At 68.8% G+C, this 15,626-nt stretch carries 14 protein-coding genes; 3 read left to right on the forward strand and 11 right to left on the reverse strand.

Features of this window, described 5'->3' with window-relative positions; all coding sequences use genetic code 11:
* Nucleotides 1-25 precede the first annotated feature (25 nt).
* The 10 genes from ACW4E8_RS10205 to hemC form a co-directional block, all read right to left on the reverse strand.
* The gene (locus ACW4E8_RS10205; RefSeq protein ID WP_456804383.1) at nucleotides 26-859 is read right to left on the reverse strand and encodes a lysophospholipid acyltransferase family protein; all 834 of its coding nucleotides are present in this window, start codon (nucleotides 857-859) and stop codon (nucleotides 26-28) included.
* On the reverse strand, nucleotides 856-2,139 hold the full coding sequence (locus tag ACW4E8_RS10210) for a dihydroorotase (protein ID WP_456804384.1): 1,284 nt from the start codon (nucleotides 2,137-2,139) through the stop codon (nucleotides 856-858). Before ACW4E8_RS10210 ends, ACW4E8_RS10205 begins: the two co-directional genes overlap by 4 nt.
* Before the next feature lie 90 nt (nucleotides 2,140-2,229).
* On the reverse strand, nucleotides 2,230-3,204 hold the full coding sequence (locus tag ACW4E8_RS10215) for an aspartate carbamoyltransferase catalytic subunit (protein ID WP_456804385.1): 975 nt from the start codon (nucleotides 3,202-3,204) through the stop codon (nucleotides 2,230-2,232).
* A gap of 91 nt (nucleotides 3,205-3,295) precedes the next feature.
* Nucleotides 3,296-3,832 carry a bifunctional pyr operon transcriptional regulator/uracil phosphoribosyltransferase PyrR gene (gene pyrR / locus ACW4E8_RS10220; protein WP_456804386.1) on the reverse strand — a complete coding sequence of 179 codons (537 nt, stop codon included), beginning with the start codon at nucleotides 3,830-3,832 and terminating at the stop codon, nucleotides 3,296-3,298.
* The gene (gene ruvX, locus ACW4E8_RS10225) at nucleotides 3,829-4,254 is read right to left on the reverse strand and encodes a Holliday junction resolvase RuvX (RefSeq protein WP_010813827.1); all 426 of its coding nucleotides are present in this window, start codon (nucleotides 4,252-4,254) and stop codon (nucleotides 3,829-3,831) included. Before ruvX ends, pyrR begins: the two co-directional genes overlap by 4 nt.
* The gene (locus tag ACW4E8_RS10230) at nucleotides 4,247-4,819 is read right to left on the reverse strand and encodes a YqgE/AlgH family protein (protein ID WP_035816620.1); all 573 of its coding nucleotides are present in this window, start codon (nucleotides 4,817-4,819) and stop codon (nucleotides 4,247-4,249) included. The genes ruvX and ACW4E8_RS10230 overlap by 8 nt, the downstream gene beginning before the upstream one ends.
* A 102-nt stretch (nucleotides 4,820-4,921) precedes the next feature.
* A complete protein-coding gene (locus tag ACW4E8_RS10235; protein ID WP_456804387.1) occupies nucleotides 4,922-5,629 on the reverse strand; it encodes a pseudouridine synthase in 708 nt (235 codons plus the stop codon).
* 247 nt (nucleotides 5,630-5,876) lie between these two features.
* Nucleotides 5,877-7,067 (reverse strand): heme biosynthesis HemY N-terminal domain-containing protein, encoded by a 1,191-nt coding sequence (locus ACW4E8_RS10240; RefSeq protein ID WP_456804388.1) that lies wholly within the window; start codon nucleotides 7,065-7,067, stop codon nucleotides 5,877-5,879.
* A 4-nt stretch (nucleotides 7,068-7,071) separates the two neighbouring features.
* Complete coding sequence (gene hemDX / locus ACW4E8_RS10245) at nucleotides 7,072-9,201, reverse strand: fused uroporphyrinogen-III synthase HemD/membrane protein HemX (protein WP_456804389.1); 2,130 nt, start codon at nucleotides 9,199-9,201, stop codon at nucleotides 7,072-7,074.
* Between the two features lie 9 nt (nucleotides 9,202-9,210).
* Complete coding sequence (gene hemC / locus ACW4E8_RS10250; RefSeq protein WP_456804390.1) at nucleotides 9,211-10,224, reverse strand: hydroxymethylbilane synthase; 1,014 nt, start codon at nucleotides 10,222-10,224, stop codon at nucleotides 9,211-9,213.
* A 77-nt stretch (nucleotides 10,225-10,301) separates the two neighbouring features.
* Between hemC and ppc the strand changes: the two genes are divergently transcribed.
* On the forward strand, nucleotides 10,302-13,340 hold the full coding sequence (gene ppc, locus ACW4E8_RS10255) for a phosphoenolpyruvate carboxylase (RefSeq protein ID WP_456804391.1): 3,039 nt from the start codon (nucleotides 10,302-10,304) through the stop codon (nucleotides 13,338-13,340).
* Between the two features lie 102 nt (nucleotides 13,341-13,442).
* Here the strand turns inward: ppc and ACW4E8_RS10260 are convergent, their stop codons facing one another.
* Entirely contained in the window at nucleotides 13,443-14,069 is a 627-nt protein-coding gene (locus ACW4E8_RS10260; protein ID WP_456804392.1) for a ferritin-like domain-containing protein, read from the reverse strand.
* Nucleotides 14,070-14,229: 160 nt separating this feature from the next.
* Between ACW4E8_RS10260 and ACW4E8_RS10265 the strand changes: the two genes are divergently transcribed.
* Together ACW4E8_RS10265 and ACW4E8_RS10270 are read left to right on the forward strand one after the other, a co-directional pair.
* Nucleotides 14,230-14,826 carry a sigma-70 family RNA polymerase sigma factor gene (locus ACW4E8_RS10265; protein ID WP_114132928.1) on the forward strand — a complete coding sequence of 199 codons (597 nt, stop codon included), beginning with the start codon at nucleotides 14,230-14,232 and terminating at the stop codon, nucleotides 14,824-14,826.
* A complete protein-coding gene (locus ACW4E8_RS10270; RefSeq protein WP_456804393.1) occupies nucleotides 14,823-15,575 on the forward strand; it encodes an anti-sigma factor in 753 nt (250 codons plus the stop codon). The genes ACW4E8_RS10265 and ACW4E8_RS10270 overlap by 4 nt, the downstream gene beginning before the upstream one ends.
* The last annotated feature ends 51 nt before the right edge of the window (nucleotides 15,576-15,626 follow it).

Here is a 15,626-nt window from a genome sequence, read left to right on the forward strand (position 1 = left end):
CGCGTTGGCGGGGACGACAGGACGGCTAGCTGATGGCAGCGGAGGTTGGCTGGGGCACGCCGCCGGGCTCGACGGGGTGATTCAGCCGTCGGGCCGCAGCGGCAGCGTGTTCCGGCGCGCCCTGGCTAAGGTGGGCGACCACCTCCCTGGCGGAGTTCGCAAGCTCGCGGCGGTCACCCGAGGCCGACACCAGCGCAGGCCCGATCACCAGCCGGGCCTTGATCCGGGGTGCGCGCAAGACCGCTTCCAGCGACTGCAGCAGTGTGGTCTCGCCGATGTAGGCGGCGGCAAGCGTTGGTTGACCCGTAGCGGCATCGAGGTAGTTCAGCCCCAGGGGCTGCACGGGCAACCCGCCAGAAATCGGCGCCTGCATCAGGTTGGCGTGGAATGGCAGCACCTCGGTGCCGTCGGTCGTGGTGCCTTCCGGGAACACGCCGACGAGGTCGCCCTGCAGCATCACGTCGGTGATGTCGTGCAGCACGCGGTGGGCATCGCGTTTGCGCGCCCGTTCGATGAAGATCGTTCCCGTCTTGCCGCACAGCCAGCCGATCAGCGGCCAGTCGCGTATCTCCGACTTGGCGACGAAGCGCGCGGGCTGCCAGCTGTGGATGACATAGATATCCAGCCACGAAATGTGGTTGGAAACCACCATCGCGCCTTGGCGGCCGGCGCCGTGCGACGCCGTGCCAGTGGCGTCTACCACCTCGACCTCTACCCCGCAAATCCGCAACAACCGCCGCGACCAGCGGCGGATATGCCACTCGCGCGTGCGCACGCCCAGCCACGGGAACAGCAAGGCGCAGGTCACCAGCCCGCGCAGCAGGTGCAGCACCAGCACGGTCTTGCGCAGCCAGATCATGCGTGGGCGTGGTTTCCGTAGACGACTTGCCCGCCGACCAGGGTCATGCGGACCTTGCCTTCCATCTCGTAGCCGAGCCACGGCGAGTTCTTGCCCTGGCTCTTGATGGAGCGGCGGTCGACCTTCCAGACCTGCTTGGGATCGAACACGCACACGTCGGCGGCGCTGCCGACAGCGAGGGTGCCGGCCTTCAGGCCGATCACGCGGGCGGGCTCGGCGGTGATGCGGGCCAGTGCCTGGGCCAGCGGGACCTTATGCTCGGTGGCCCAGCGCAGGGTCAGCGGCAGCAGCAGTTCCAGGCCGGTTGCGCCCGGCGATGCCTCGGCGAACGGCAGCAGTTTCTCGTCGTCGTCCACTGGCGTGTGGTCGGAGCACAGGGCGTCGATGGTGCCGTCGACCAGCGCGGCGACGATGGCGTCGCGGTCGCGCGGGCTGCGCAGCGGCGGCGAGAAGCGCATCTGCGAGTTGAAGTAGCCGATATCCATGTCGGTCAGCGAGACGTGGTGGATATTGACGTCGCAGGTCACTTTCAGGCCTTCGCGCTTGGCCTGGCGCACCAGTTCCAGCCCGGCGGCGGACGACAGCCGGCACAGGTGCACGCGGGCGCCGGTGCTGCGCATCAGTTCGAAGATGGTGTGCAGGCGCACGGTCTCGGCGATCACTGACACGCCGGACAGGCCCAGGCGCGACGCCACCGCGCCGCTGGCGGCGACGCCGCCGCCCAGGAACGGGTCTTCCGGGCGCAGCCAGACGGTGAAGCCGAAGGTCTGGGCGTATTGCAGGGAGCGCAGCAGCACCTGGGTGTTGTGCACCGGGGCCTCGGCCTGGCTGAAGCCGACGCAGCCGGCCTCGGTCAGCTGGCTCATCTCGGTCAGGGTTTCGCCCTTCAGGCCCAGCGTCAGCGCGCCCAGCGGGTACACGTGGGTCTGGTTCAGGGTGCGGGCGCGGAACTTCAGCATTTCGACCAGGCCCGGTTCGTCGAGCACCGGATCTGTATCGGGCGGGCAGACCAGGCTGGTCACGCCGCCGGCGGTGGCGGCGGCCACTTCGGATTCGAGCGTGGCCTTGTATTCGTAGCCGGGCTCGCGCAGGCGCGCGGAGAGGTCGACCAGGCCGGGGCACACGATCAGGCCGCTGGCGTCGATGGTCTTGTTGGCGGTGAAGTCCGCCGGGGCGCTGCCCACGCCGACGATCTTGCCGGCGGCGATGTAGAGGCCCTGCGCGGCGTCGGTGTTGCTGGCCGGATCGATCAGGCGGCCGCCCTTGATGTGAATCTTCATAGCTTGGCTTGTCGTGTCGCTTGGCTGGTTCAGTGTGTTCTGGCTCGTGTCGCTCGACCGCGTCATTCGTCGACGCTCATTCGTCGCCGCTTATTCGTCGCTATTCCCGGCCACGATGCCCATCACCGCCATGCGCACGGCGATGCCGAAGGTCACCTGGTTCAGGATCACGGACTGCGGGCCATCGGCCACGGCGGAGTCGATCTCGACGCCGCGGTTCATGGGGCCCGGGTGCATCACGATGGCGTCGCGATTGGCCAGTGCCAGGCGCTCCGGCGTGAGGCCGTAGGCCTTGAAGTATTCCTGCGCCGACGGCAGCAGCGCGCCGCTCATGCGCTCGTTCTGCAGCCGCAGCATGATGACCACGTCCACGCCCTTCAGGCCCTCTTCCATGTTGTGGAAGACGCGCACGCCCATCTGCTCCAGCCCCGACGGCAGCAGCGTGCGCGGGCCGATGGCGCGCACTTCGGGCACGCCCAGCGTGGTCAGCGCGTGGATGTCGGAGCGTGCCACGCGCGAGTGCAGGATGTCGCCGACGATGGCCACCCTCAGGTTGGTGAAGTCCTTCTTGAAGTGCCGGATCGTGTACATATCCAGCAGGCCTTGCGTCGGGTGCGCATGGCGGCCGTCGCCGGCATTGATCACGTGCACGTGCGGCGCGACGTGCTCGGCGATCAAATAAGGTGCGCCCGAGCTGGCATGGCGCACCACGAACATGTCGGCGGACATGGCCGACAGGTTGTTGATGGTGTCCAGCAGCGACTCGCCCTTGCTGGTCGACGAGGCGTTGATGTTCAGGTTCAGCACGTCCGCCGACAGCCGCTTGGCGGCGATCTCGAAGGTGGTGCGGGTGCGGGTGGAGTTCTCGAAGAACAGGTTGAACACGCTCTTGCCGCGCAGCAGCGGCACCTTCTTGACATCGCGGTCTGAGTCGGACAGCGATACGAACTGGCTGGCGGTGTCGAGGATGTGCGTGATCATGTCACGCGACAACCCCTCGATCGACAGCAGGTGCTTCAGTTCGCCGTTCTTGGTGAGCTGCGGGTTGCGGAACGTCTTGGTCATGGCTGGTCGGGCGCGGGCAAAAAACGGGGGTGGTCTGGTCTCGGAGCTGGGGGTCAGGCGCGCACGGCGCGCCTGCGGCATTCGGGCGGGTTCAGCCGGTGGCGGAATCGGTAGGTTCGGTCGCAAAGGCGAATTGCGCGCCGGCGCCCTCGCCCTGGCGCGACAGCACCAGCGTGGTGCCGGGCGGCAGCGCCATCTCGGTGGCAGTCAGGTCGGCGGCAATGGGCAGCTGGCGCCCGCCGCGGTCGACCAACACGCCCAGCGCCACGCGCGCGGGACGGCCGTAGTCGAACAGCTCATTGACGGCGGCACGGATGGTGCGGCCCGTGGCCAGCACATCATCGATCAGCAGGATGTTGCGGTCATCCACCGAAAACGGCAGCGTGGTCGGCTGGGCCTGGCTGTGCAGGCCTTTCTTGGCATAGTCGTCGCGATGGAAGGCAACGTTGATCACGCCATGCTCGGGCAGTTTCAGGTCCGCGGCCAGCCGCGCGGCGATCCACGCGCCGCCTGAGTAGATGCCGGCCACCGACCAGCGCGCGCGCTCGGCCTCGGGGATCAACGCCTGGGCCTGGTCCAGCAGCTTGCGGTATAGCGACTCGGCGTCGGGAACGGAAATCTGCGTCATAGCGGGAATTGGTCGAAATACTGTTGCAGGATGATGCGGGCGGCCTCTGCATCGAGCTCGCCGCGGCGGGCACCGGCCATCGACGCGGCGCGCGAGGTATAGCGCTCGTCCACCCACTCCACCGGCAGGCCGAAGCGGCCATTGAGCTGGTTGCCGAAACGCCGTGCCAGCTTCATCGAGGGCTGCTCGCCGCCTTCGGGGTTGACCGGCATGCCGACGATCAGCTGCACCGGGTTCCACTCCTGGATGAGCGCCGCCACCGCCTCAAAGCGGCCTTCCACGGTGATATTGGGGAGGATGGTCAGCGCACGCGCCTCGCGCGTGATGAAGTTGCCCAGCGCGACACCGATCTTTTTTTCGCCATAGTCGAATGCCAGGACCGTGCCGTCGCGGGGCAGTTCACGCCCCACGGCATCAGGCATGCCCGGCCTCGCCGGACAGCATGGTGAAGTCGATGCCCAGCAGCCGGATGGCGGCGGCAAAGCGCTCGTCGGGCGGCACGCTGAAGATGATTTCGGGGTCGGCCTGGACCGTCAGCCAGCCATTGCGGCTGAGTTCTTCCTCCAGCTGGCCGGCACCCCAGCCGGAGTAACCCAGCGTCAGCAGGAAGCGGTGTGGGCCGCTGCCGTTGGCCACGGCCTCCAGCACGTCCTTGGAGGTGGTCATTTCCAGCCCGCCGGGCACGGCCAGCGACGACACATAGACGCCCACCGGGTCATGCAGCACGAAACCGCGCTCGGTCTGCACCGGGCCGCCGAAGTAGACCGGCTGGTGCGCGACTGGCTGGATTTCAAGCTTGAGGTCGATCTTGTCGAACAGCGTGGCCATGTCGATGTCGATGGGCCGGTTGATCACCAGCCCGAGCGCGCCACGGTCATTGTGTTCGCAGATATAGACGACGGAACCCGAAAAGGTCGGATCGGCCATGCCAGGCATGGCAATCAGGAACTGATTGGTCAGATTGATGGGTGCTTCGGGCTTCGCCATGCCTTGCATTTTATCAAATCGCCGGGGGTCTTCCGGAAAAGATTGGCGGGCGTTGCAGTGCAGCAATGAGCGCCCGGCCACGCTCTGGGGCTGCCGTTTGGCTCAGTCCTTGCCGGTCAGCGCCGCCAGTTCTTGCGCCGTCAGCCAGCGCCACTCGCCTTCGGCCATGGCCGGATCGAGCTGCAGGCCGCCAATGGCGCTGCGATGCAGCGCGCTGACATGGTTGCCGGCAGCCGCCACCATGCGCTTGACCTGATGATACTTGCCTTGCACCAGGGTCAGCCGCAGACTGCGTTCGCCGGTGATCTCGCACGCTTCTGCCGCGATCGGCGCCGGTTCGTCGAGCAGCTGCACGCCACTGCACAGCGCTTCGGCCTGCTCCGGCGTGACCGGCTCGGCAGTCGTCACTTCATAGATCTTGGGCACCTTGCGCTTGGGCGAGGTCTGGGCGTGGATGAACTGGCCATCGTCGGTCAGCAGCAGCAGCCCGGTGGTGTCGTGGTCCAGCCGCCCCACGGCCTGCACCTCGCGCTGGCGCAGCGGCACCGGCAGCAGGTTGTAGACGCTGGGATGATGGCGCGGGCGCTGCGAGCACTCATAGCCGGTGGGCTTGTTCAGCATCAGGTAGGCCTTGGTGCAGGCCAGCCATTCCTCGCCGTCGACGGTGAGCCGCAGGCCATCGACTTCAAACTGCGCGCGCGGGTTCTCGCACAGTTCGCCGTTGACCTCGACCAGCCCGGCGGCGATCAGGTCGCCGCAGTACCGGCGCGTGCCAAAGCCCTGGGATTGGAGGATGCGGTCGAGTGTCATGGATTGGAAAGTACGTAAGGATGGATGGTGGCTCGGGATGCCGTGCGGCACTCCTGCTTGCTGCCGCTGTTTGCCTGCTGTCGCTTTACTCCCCTCTCCCGCTTGCGGGAGAGGGGCAGGGGGTGAGGGCAGGCGGTGGCTAACCGCAGGCCTGGACTCCGTGGATACGCCGGCCCTCACCCCAACCCTCTCCCGCAAGCGGGAGAGGGAGCACACAATCGGTTAGTTTACGCGCGACCTGAAATCCTCAGGCCGCCAGCATCGCGCTCTCGCGATAATGCCGCTGCGCGTCGTCGAAGCGCTCGGTTTCCTCAAAGAGCCGCGCCAGCGCCAGGTGCGTGCGCACGCGCAGGCGGCGCTGCTGGTCGGGCTCGGCATATTTCAGCGCGCGCTCGAAGCTGGACTGGGCCTTGCCCCACAGCTTCTCGCCCAGGCACAACACACCCAGCGTGTAGTAGAGGTCGGCGTCGGCGGGATGCGCCGCCAGCCATTTCTCGGCCTGCTGGATCTGCGGCAGCGCGTGACCGGGCACGGCGCAATCGGCATAGCGCAGCACCAGGCGGCTGTCCCAGTTGACCTTGAGCGCGTCTTCGATGATGCGGCGGGCCTCGTTCTGCCGGCCCAGCGCCGCGAAGTAACGCGCCGCGGGCTCGGCGATGCGGGTGGCGCGGCGCTCGTCGGCGGACAGCGAGCGCCAGAACTCGGTCAGCGCGTCGGCGTCGTGGCGGCGCTCATCCAGCATGGCTTCGACGGCCATCTGCTTGAGCCGCAGCGCCAGCACCGGATGCAGTGCGTTGCGCTTTTCCAGCGAGCGCGCCAGGCGCAGCACCTCGGTCCAGTTCTTCAGGTGCTGGTGCGCGCGCAACGCGATGCGCTGCACGTGGATCTGGCGCGCACCCTGCGACTGCAACTGGGCGATGGTCTCCAGCGCGCCGTCGGCATCGCGGGCATCGACCAGCAACTCGGCCATCGACACCAGCCGCGCCTGTTCGCGCTCGGGGTCGGTGACCTGCGCCATCCAGGTGTCGCGCCGCTCGGTTTCCTGCATCCGGTGCGCGGCGCGGGCGCCGATCAGCGCGGCGGTCTGGGCCTGGTCGTCCCAGGACTGCGCCTCGCGCGCGGCGCGCTCGGCGCGGGCGAAGCGGCCGGCAAACAGGTTTTCGATCGACTCGCGCAGCGCCGCCTGTGCCTTGCTCATGCGGCTGCGCTCACGGTAGGCGGAAGCGCGGCGCGGCATGTCGGCCAGATGGCGAATGGTGGACATCACCGTCCACACCACGAAGAACAGCAGCAGCAGCAAGGCCAGCGCCAGGTTCAGCGACAGCTCGACGCGATATGGCGGATAGAACAGCACCACATTGCTGTGGTTGAACTGCGTGAACAGGGCCAGTCCGACGGCGCCGCCAAACAGGACCGCAACCCAGAACAGAAGGCGCATGGGCTTACTCCTTCTTCAGGGCATGCAGCGCGCCCAGGCTCTCGGCCATGGTCGGCAGCTGCACCGTGACCGCGCCGGCCTGCGCCTGCCGCAGCAGCGTCAGCACCCCCTGCACCCGGCGCGACTTGGTATCGAAATAGCGGCTGATCATCGCCTGCGCGGCGGCCAGGTCGTTGCGGAACACGGGTTCGTTACGCGACAGCAGTGCCAGGCGCGCGTTGAGCAGGCGCAGCTTGACGTTCTCGCGCAGGAACCAGCCCTGGTCGCCAGACAGCAGCAGCGCCTCGGCATCGTCGACCTTGCGGATGCGGACTACCTGTGCCAGTTCCTCGCGCAGGTAGTCCCACAGGCGGGTGAACCAGCCCGGACCCGTGCCGTTGGCGGCGGCCGGCGCGCTGGCGCCGTTGGCGGCGGCACCCTTGCGGGCGTCGGCTTCGCTACGCTCCAGCATGCGTTCGCTGGACAGCAGCGGCAGTGCGTCGACCTGGTTGATGGCCTCGTCCAGCTTGATTGCGGCGCCGGTCAGGTCGGTGTCGGGCACCGCCTTCATGCGCGCGACGTCGCGCGCGATCGCGCGGCGCAGCAGGTTGTATTGCGGCTTGTCGGCGCGCGCCAGGCGGGCGTCGGCGCTTTGCAGCGCGGCCAGCGCCACCTGCACGTTGCCGGTCAGCTGCAGTTGCTGGCCGGCACTGGTCAGCAGCTGCTGGATCTCGGCGATTTCCCAGTCGTCGCGGTTGCGCATCAGGTCCTGGTAGACCTGCTCCAGCGCCACCTGCTTGTCGCGGGTCTCGCCGACCTGGTTTTCCAGTGCACCGACCTTGGCCTGCAGTTCCTTGACCGTGTCCTGCGCGTTGCGGGTCAGCACGCGCGACTCCTGCACCAGCGCATCGTTGCTTTGCTGGCGGCGCGCCAGCTCGCCGGTGAGGTGGTCAACGCGCTGCTGCAGCCACCAGAAGCCGCCAGCAGTCGCCACCACCAGCACGGCGACAAGCGCCCACAACGCAGCGGACCGCCGTGTGGCTGCAATGGGAGCAGCGGGGGTAGCGGGGCCCGGCGCGGGCGCTGCTTGCGCCGATTGCGCCGATGCTGCGGAGGCCGCCGTGGGCGGCGGCGTAGCGGAGGAGGACGTGGTTTCTTGCGTCACGCGTTCGACCTTCGTTGACGTTGCGGGAACTGCTGCGTCCGGCACGGGGGCCGGCGGCGCTTCGGCTTTGGCGCTGGGCGGGCTGGCTTCGATTGCCGCGCTGGCCATGCTTGCCGGCGCCGGACCGGCATGGGCATCGGCCCACTGCAGGCACGCCGCCAGCAGGCCGGCATCGCCCGGGGCGGCGCGCAGGATATGGGGGAAGCCCAGCGCCAGCGCCTGTTCGGCGATTCTCGCATGCGGGGCGATGCACTGCACCTGCCGCAGGGTAGCGTCTTCCTCAGGCGACAGATGCTGGCGTGCCAGCGCGTCAAGGTTGCGCGCCGCTTCAGAACTGGTTAGGAGCCACGCATGCGGCGCCGCGCCGGGACGCAGGTTGTCGCGCACGGCCTGCCACTGCATGGCGCTGGGTTCGGGCAGCGTGCGCTGGTAGGCCTCGACGGCCTCGACCTGGGCACCGGCCTCGCGCAGGCGGTCGCCCAGCCAGTCGCGCCCGCCGTTGCCGCGGATGATCAGGACCGGCTTGCCTGCCAGCGCGGCGGGATCGAGCTGGGCCCACAGGGCCTCGGAGTCAAAGCGCAGCGCTTCGGCCTCCGGTGCGGCGTCATCGGCGCACTGCCCGTTCGCGGCAGCGCCCGCGGGCGCGATCACCCGGCACGCGGGCGGCGCGATGCCGCGCTCAGCCAGGGCCGCGACGCTGGCCGGCCCGACCACCGCCACCGGCACCTGCGCCGGCCATTGGGCCACGGCCGCGCCCTGCACGCCGGCCAGCGCGTCGAGCGCGTAGGCAACTGCATTGGGACTGACAAAGACCACCAGCGCAAAGGTGTCCAGCCGCGCCAGCGCCGCGCGCAGCGGCGCGTCGTCAGCGGCCGGGCAGATGGCCAGCAAGGGAAAGCTGAGTACGTCCAGGCCCGCGGCCTGCAGCGCCTCGGTCAGTTGCCGGGACTGCCCGGCGGGTCGTGTGACAACGACGGTCGGGCTGGGCATGGGGCAGCCTCAGGCAGGAGCTTGGGAGCCGGCAGGATCGCCAGAATCGGCCAGTGCCGCGAGGATGGCTTCGGCACCCTGCGCCAGCAGGTCGCGCGCGCAGGCCTGACCCAGCGCTTCGGCGGCAGCCAGGTCAGCAGCCGGTCCGGACGCGGCAGCGCGGATGGCGCGCGTGCCATCAGGCAAGGCGACAAAGGCGTCCAGCTTCAGCTGATCGCCTTCCCAGCGCGCGTGGGCGGCCAGCGGCACCTGGCACGAGCCGCCCAGCATGCGCGACACGGCGCGCTCGGCGGTCACGGCCAGCGCCGTCGGCTGGTGGTTCAGGGACGCCAGCCATTGCGCCAGCTCAGGGCGGTTCGCCGGGATCTCGATGCCGAGGGCGCCCTGGCCTGCGGCCGGCAGCGACACGTCGATCGGGATCAGCGCGCGGATGCGCTCGCCCAGGCCCAGGCGCTTGAGGCCGGCGGCGGCCAGGATGATGGCGCCGTATTCGCCGCGATCCAGCTTGCCCAGCCGCGTGTCCAGGTTGCCGCGCAGCGGCTTGATCACCAGTTGCGGATAGCGGCTGCGCAGCGCGGCTTCACGGCGCAGGCTGGAGGTGCCGACCACGGTGCCGGCCGGCATCTCGTCCAGCGAGGCGTAGGCGGAAGACACCAGCGCGTCGCGCGGATCTTCGCGTTCCATCACTGCGGTCAGGGCGAAGCCTTCAGGCAACTCCATCGGCACATCCTTGAGCGAATGCACCGCCAGGTCCGCCCGGCCTTCGTCCATCGCGAACTCCAGTTCTTTGACAAACAAACCCTTGCCGCCGACTTTGGACAGCGTACGGTCTAGAATCTGGTCTCCGCGCGTCGTCATGCCAAGAATGGACACGTCGCACGCCGGATAGTATTGTTGCAACGCAGCACGCACATGTTCTGCCTGCCACAGGGCCAGACGGCTCTCTCGGGAGGCAATAACGAGCTTTTGCGGAAGATTGCGAGACACGACAGCGGTAGAGGAAGACAGGGTGGCAGACGACATTCGTCTATGGTAGCACGCGACCCAATAGCCCCTCCGCACCAATAGATAAGCTTAGAGAAGCAGAACGAGGAGATTGCATGACGCAGCATGCTGCGCGCCCCAACGGCCGGCGGACCGCCCCGGCTGCGAAAGACCAAAGCCCTGCCCTCGGCGCCGGCCAAGGTGACGCAAACGGCGCATCCGCCACCGAATCGAAACGCCCCGCCACCCGCAGCGGGACCAAACGTTCCCCCAAGCCCAAGCTTTCCATCGTGTCGAGCAACGGAACCACCATCGCCCCCACCGCCCGCCGCACCGCCGACAAGGACGTGCCGCTGCGCGAGGACATCCGCTTCCTGGGCCGCCTGCTGGGCGAATGCCTGCGCGAACAGGAAGGCGACGCCGCCTTTGAGGTGGTCGAGACCATCCGCCAGACCGCGGTGCGCTTCCGCCGCGAGAACGACCGCGCCGCCGGCGCGGAGCTGGACCGCCTGCTCAAGCGCCTGTCGCGCGACCAGACCAACCAAGTCGTGCGCGCGTTCAGCTATTTCTCGCACCTGGCCAATATCGCCGAGGACCAGCACCACAACCGCCGCCGCCGCGTGCACGCGCTGGCCGGCTCGCCGCCGCAGGCGGGCAGCCTGGCCCACGCACTGGAGGCGATCGACGCCGCCGGCGTGACCGGCAAGCAGCTGCGCAAGTTCCTGGATGAGGCCCTGATCGTGCCGGTGCTGACCGCGCACCCGACCGAAGTCCAGCGCAAGAGTATTCTCGACGCCGAGCGCGAGATCGCCCGCCTGCTGGCCGAGCGCGACCTGCCGATGACCGCGCGCGAGCGCGAGCACAACACCGCGCAGCTGCGCGCCAAGGTCACCACGCTGTGGCAGACCCGCATGCTGCGCGATTCGCGCCTGACGGTGGCCGACGAGATCGAAAATGCGCTGTCGTACTACCGCACCTGCTTCCTGCGCGGCATCCCGCAGCTGATGAGCGAACTGGAAGAAGACATCGCCGCGGTGTTCCCGACCACGCGCAAGCGCAAGGGCACCCCGGGGGCGCAGCCGGCGCCGCTGGCCCCGTTCCTGCAGATGGGCTCCTGGATCGGCGGCGACCGCGACGGCAACCCCAACGTCACCGCCGAGACGCTGGAGCACGCCGCCAGCCAGCAGGGGCAGATGATCATCGACTGGTACCTGGATGAAGTCCATGCGCTGGGCGCGGAGCTGTCGATGTCCACGCTGATGGTCGACGCCAGCCCGGAACTGCTGGCGCTGGCCGAGCGCTCGCCCGACCACTCTGAGCATCGCGCCGACGAACCCTACCGCCGCGCGCTGATCGGCATCTACGCGCGCCTGGCCGCAACCAGCAAGGCGCTGACCGGCCACGCCGTGCCGCGCCGCCCGGTGGCGCCGGCCGAGCCCTATGACAGCGCCGAGGCCTTTGCCGCCGACGTGCAGCTGGTAATCGACTCGCTGCGCGCCAACCATGGCCAGGCGCTGGCCAATGGCCGCGTCGACGCGCTGGCGCGCGCCATCGGCGTGTTCGGCTTCCACCTGGCATCGGTCGACATGCGCCAGGTCTCGGACGTGCACGAGGCGGTCATCGCCGAGCTGTTCGCCGCCGCCGGCATCGCCGCCGACTACGCCAAGCTGCCCGAGCAGCGCAAGCTGGAACTGCTGCTGGCCGAGCTGCGCCAGCCGCGCCTGCTGACGCTGCCGTGGCATGAGTATTCTGAGCAGACCCGCAAGGAACTGGCGATCTTCGCCGCCGCGCGCGAGCTGCGCGCGCGCTATGGCAAGCGCATTGCGCGCAACTACATCATCTCGCACACCGAGACGCTGTCGGACCTGGTTGAAGTGATGCTGCTGCAGAAGGAATCCGGCATGCTGCAGGGCACGCTGGGCAGCAAGACCGACCCGGCGCGCATGGAGCTGATGGTGATCCCGCTGTTCGAGACCATCGAGGACTTGCGCAACGCCGCCGGCATCATGCAGTCGCTGCTGGACCTGCCGGGCTTCGACTCGGTGATCGCGCACCATGGCGTCGAGCAGGAAGTGATGCTCGGCTACTCGGACTCGAACAAGGACGGCGGCTTCCTGACTTCCACCTGGGAGCTGTACAAGGCCGAGCTGGCGCTGGTGCAGCTGTTTGAGCAGCGCCAGGTCAAGCTGCGCCTGTTCCACGGCCGCGGCGGCACCGTCGGCCGCGGCGGCGGCCCGACCTACGATGCCATTCTGTCGCAGCCGCCAGGCACCGTGAACGGCCAGATCCGCCTCACCGAACAGGGCGAGATCATCAACAGCAAGTTCGCCAACGCCGAGATCGGCCGGCGCAACCTGGAAACGGTGGTCGCCGCCACGCTGGAAGCGTCGCTGCTGCCGCAGCAGAACGCGCCCAGGGACCTCGACATGTTCGAGGCCGTGATGCAGCAACTGTCGGACCGCGCCTTCACGGCCTACCGCGACCTGGTCTACGAGACCCCGGGCTTCAAGGACTACTTCTTCGCCACCACGCCGATCACCGAGATCGCCGACCTGAACCTGGGTTCGCGCCCGGCCTCGCGCAAGCTGATGGACAAGAAGCACCGCCGCATCGAAGACCTGCGCGCGATTCCGTGGGGCTTCTCGTGGGGCCAGTGCCGGCTGCTGCTGCCGGGCTGGTACGGCTTCGGCAGCGCGGTCAAGTCGCTGCTGGACAGTGCGCCGGACGACAAGGCGCGCAAGCTGGCCGTGACCACCCTGCGCCGCATGGTCAAGACCTGGCCGTTCTTCTCGACGCTGCTGTCCAATATGGACATGGTGCTGGCCAAGACCGACCTGGCCGTGGCCTCGCGCTACGCGCAGCTGTGCGACGACGCCGCGCTGCGCCGCAACGTGTTCAACCGCATCAGCAAGGAATGGCACCTGACCTGCGAGATGCTGACACTGGTCACCGGCCACCAGGAACGGCTGGCGGATAACCCGCTGCTGGCGCGCTCGATCAAGAACCGCTTTGCGTATCTCGATCCGCTGAACCACTTGCAGGTCGAGCTGCTCAAGCGCTTCCGCTCGGCCAAGGATGGGGATGACATCCGGGTGCGGCGCGGCATCCACCTGACCATCAACGGGGTCGCGGCGGGCCTGCGCAATACGGGCTGATTGGCGTCAGAGTGCTGCCGGTTTGCTCCTCTCTCCCGCATGCGGGAGAGAGGAGCGTCCACATCGGGCGGCAGCTTTTTCAAATGGCGCCAGTCCGACCCCTCACCCCACAAACGCCCCCGGCACCGGATCTTCACCCAGCGCGTGCAGCAGCACCGCCCAGTGCATCGCCTCGTCCCCGAGGATGCTGCCGGCGGCGCGGGTCAGTTCGCGGTTGTAGAAGTTCGGCAGCACACCCAGGTAGGCGGCGGTGGCGCCCTTCTCCAGCCCCGCTGCAAAGCGCAGCACATCGGCCTGGGTCTTCAGCTTTTCAGTCGGGAAGGTGTATTCCGACGCCTTCTTCGCCACCACCGGCGTGCCGCCCAGCTTCGACACTGTCCCAGCCAGCACCTGCGCGTGCGCCTTGTGGTGGTCCTGGAACTTGACCGCGGTGGCAAGCACCGGCTTTTGCAGCAGGCCGCTTTCCGCGCCGACCTGATAGGCGGCGATCGCCTGGTATTCCAGTCCCAGCGCGGTGTTCAGGATATTGATGTCGTCCCTGGTGCTGCCCGACTGGGTCTGCGCCCAGGCTGGCATGGACTCGCCAAGGCTGATGACGGCCAGCGAGCCCAGCGCGAACAGCCCCGGCACCTTCAGCAGCCCGCGGCGGCGCGCATCGGGCGCGGTCACAATGCGGTCAAGGGAATCGGTCGGATCTGTCGTGCCGGCAGTCGTGCGCATTCGTTCCATGATGTTCTCCTGTGTGGGATCAACGGCGCCGCGGCCCGCAGCCCGGGGCCGCCATCGTGCGCCTGCCACCTGATACGCACGCCGGCGCCAATCGGATGCAAGGTCGTGCCTATAATCCGGCAACACCCTTTCGCGAGACGCCCCGGTGCCCCCTTCTCCGGTGTCCCCTTCCGCCGAAACCTACGCCGCGCCGCCCGGCGCCGAGCGCCTTGCGGCCCTGCTCCAGGCCGTGGCCATCGGCGACCGGCAGGCGCTGCGCGGCCTCTATGACCTCACCGCGACGAAACTGTTTGGCCTTGCGCTGCGTATCACTGGCAGGCGCGATTGGGCGGAGGATGTCGTGCAGGAAAGCTTTGTCAGCATCTGGCACCACGCCGGCGACTACCGGCCGCACCTGGCCGCGCCGATGACCTGGATGACCGCGATCGTGCGCAACCGCGCGCTGGACTGCCTGCGCCGGGCAACCGCGGCGCGCGTCGGGCAGACTGTCGAGCTTGACGAAGACCTGGGCGAATGGCTGGCCGACGACACGGCCGGGCCCGCGGAACTGGCCGATGCCAGCCAGCAGGCACGCGCGCTCAACCGCTGCCTGCAGCGCCTGGAGCAGCCGCAGCGCCAGGCCATCATGCTGGCCTACCTGCAGGACCTGAGCCACGCCGAGCTGGCCGCCCGGCTGCGCGCGCCGCTGGGGACGGTCAAGTCCTGGATCCGGCGCGGCCTGGAGCGGCTGCGCAGCTGCATGGAGGGCGCGGCATGAAGCTGGCCAGCCATCCAGACCTGCTCGACCGCATCGCCGCGCAGTACGCGCTGGGGGTGCTGCGCGGCGGCGCACGGCGCCGCCTGGAACAACTCGCACGCGAAGAACCCGCGGTGCGCGCCGCGATCCACCGCTGGCAGGCGCGGCTGGCGGGCGTGGCCGAGCTGCAGGCGGCCGCCGAGCCGGTCGACAAGGTGTGGTGCGGGATCGAGGATCGCCTCGGCTGGAAGGTGGCCGATCCGGCCAGTCAGCCGGGCCGCCCGGCCCGTGACACCCGCCCCACTGACGGCTGGTGGCAGCGCCTGTGGTCGGCCCCGGTCTTCTGGCGTGGCGCCGCGGCGGCAATGGCCATGGTGGCGGTGCTGGGCGTCGGCATCGGCATCCAGCTGGCCCGGCAGGATCAGACAGCGCCGGCCGAGGTCGTCGCCGTGCTGAACGACGACCGTGCCCAGCCTGCGATGCTGGTGTCGTGGGACGCCGGCGCACGCAGCCTGATCGTGCGCCGGCTGGATCACCTGGCCCTGAGCGACCAGCAGGTACTGCAGTTGTGGGCGCTGCCTGCGGGCGGCAAGCCGCAGTCGCTGGGCGTGATCGGCCGGGCACCCGAAGCCCGGCTGGCGCTGGCGCAGCTGCCCGCGGCGGTGCCCGCGCTGGCGGTCAGCATCGAGCCGCCGGGCGGCTCGCCCAATGCCGATGGGCCAAGCGGCCCGGTGGTATTCAAGGGGCCTGTGATCCACAGCCGGCTCTGATGAACGGCGCTGCCGTGCCGGCCAGCGCCGCCAGCGGGCCGGCGGGCGATA

The organism is Cupriavidus sp. CP313 (genome assembly GCF_054072015.1).

Coding starts and splice junctions, on each gene's coding strand:
- ACW4E8_RS10205 (WP_456804383.1), bottom strand. CDS start 859: ATGATCTGGCTGCGCAAGACCGTGCTGGTGCTGCACCTGCTGCGCGGG.
- ACW4E8_RS10210 (WP_456804384.1), bottom strand. CDS start 2,139: ATGAAGATTCACATCAAGGGCGGCCGCCTGATCGATCCGGCCAGCAAC.
- ACW4E8_RS10215 (WP_456804385.1), bottom strand. CDS start 3,204: ATGACCAAGACGTTCCGCAACCCGCAGCTCACCAAGAACGGCGAACTG.
- pyrR (WP_456804386.1), bottom strand. CDS start 3,832: ATGACGCAGATTTCCGTTCCCGACGCCGAGTCGCTATACCGCAAGCTG.
- ruvX (WP_010813827.1), bottom strand. CDS start 4,254: ATGCCTGATGCCGTGGGGCGTGAACTGCCCCGCGACGGCACGGTCCTG.
- ACW4E8_RS10230 (WP_035816620.1), bottom strand. CDS start 4,819: ATGGCGAAGCCCGAAGCACCCATCAATCTGACCAATCAGTTCCTGATT.
- ACW4E8_RS10235 (WP_456804387.1), bottom strand. CDS start 5,629: ATGACACTCGACCGCATCCTCCAATCCCAGGGCTTTGGCACGCGCCGG.
- ACW4E8_RS10240 (WP_456804388.1), bottom strand. CDS start 7,067: ATGCGCCTTCTGTTCTGGGTTGCGGTCCTGTTTGGCGGCGCCGTCGGA.
- hemDX (WP_456804389.1), bottom strand. CDS start 9,201: ATGCCCAGCCCGACCGTCGTTGTCACACGACCCGCCGGGCAGTCCCGG.
- hemC (WP_456804390.1), bottom strand. CDS start 10,224: ATGTCGTCTGCCACCCTGTCTTCCTCTACCGCTGTCGTGTCTCGCAAT.
- ppc (WP_456804391.1), top strand. CDS start 10,302: ATGACGCAGCATGCTGCGCGCCCCAACGGCCGGCGGACCGCCCCGGCT.
- ACW4E8_RS10260 (WP_456804392.1), bottom strand. CDS start 14,069: ATGGAACGAATGCGCACGACTGCCGGCACGACAGATCCGACCGATTCC.
- ACW4E8_RS10270 (WP_456804393.1), top strand. CDS start 14,823: ATGAAGCTGGCCAGCCATCCAGACCTGCTCGACCGCATCGCCGCGCAG.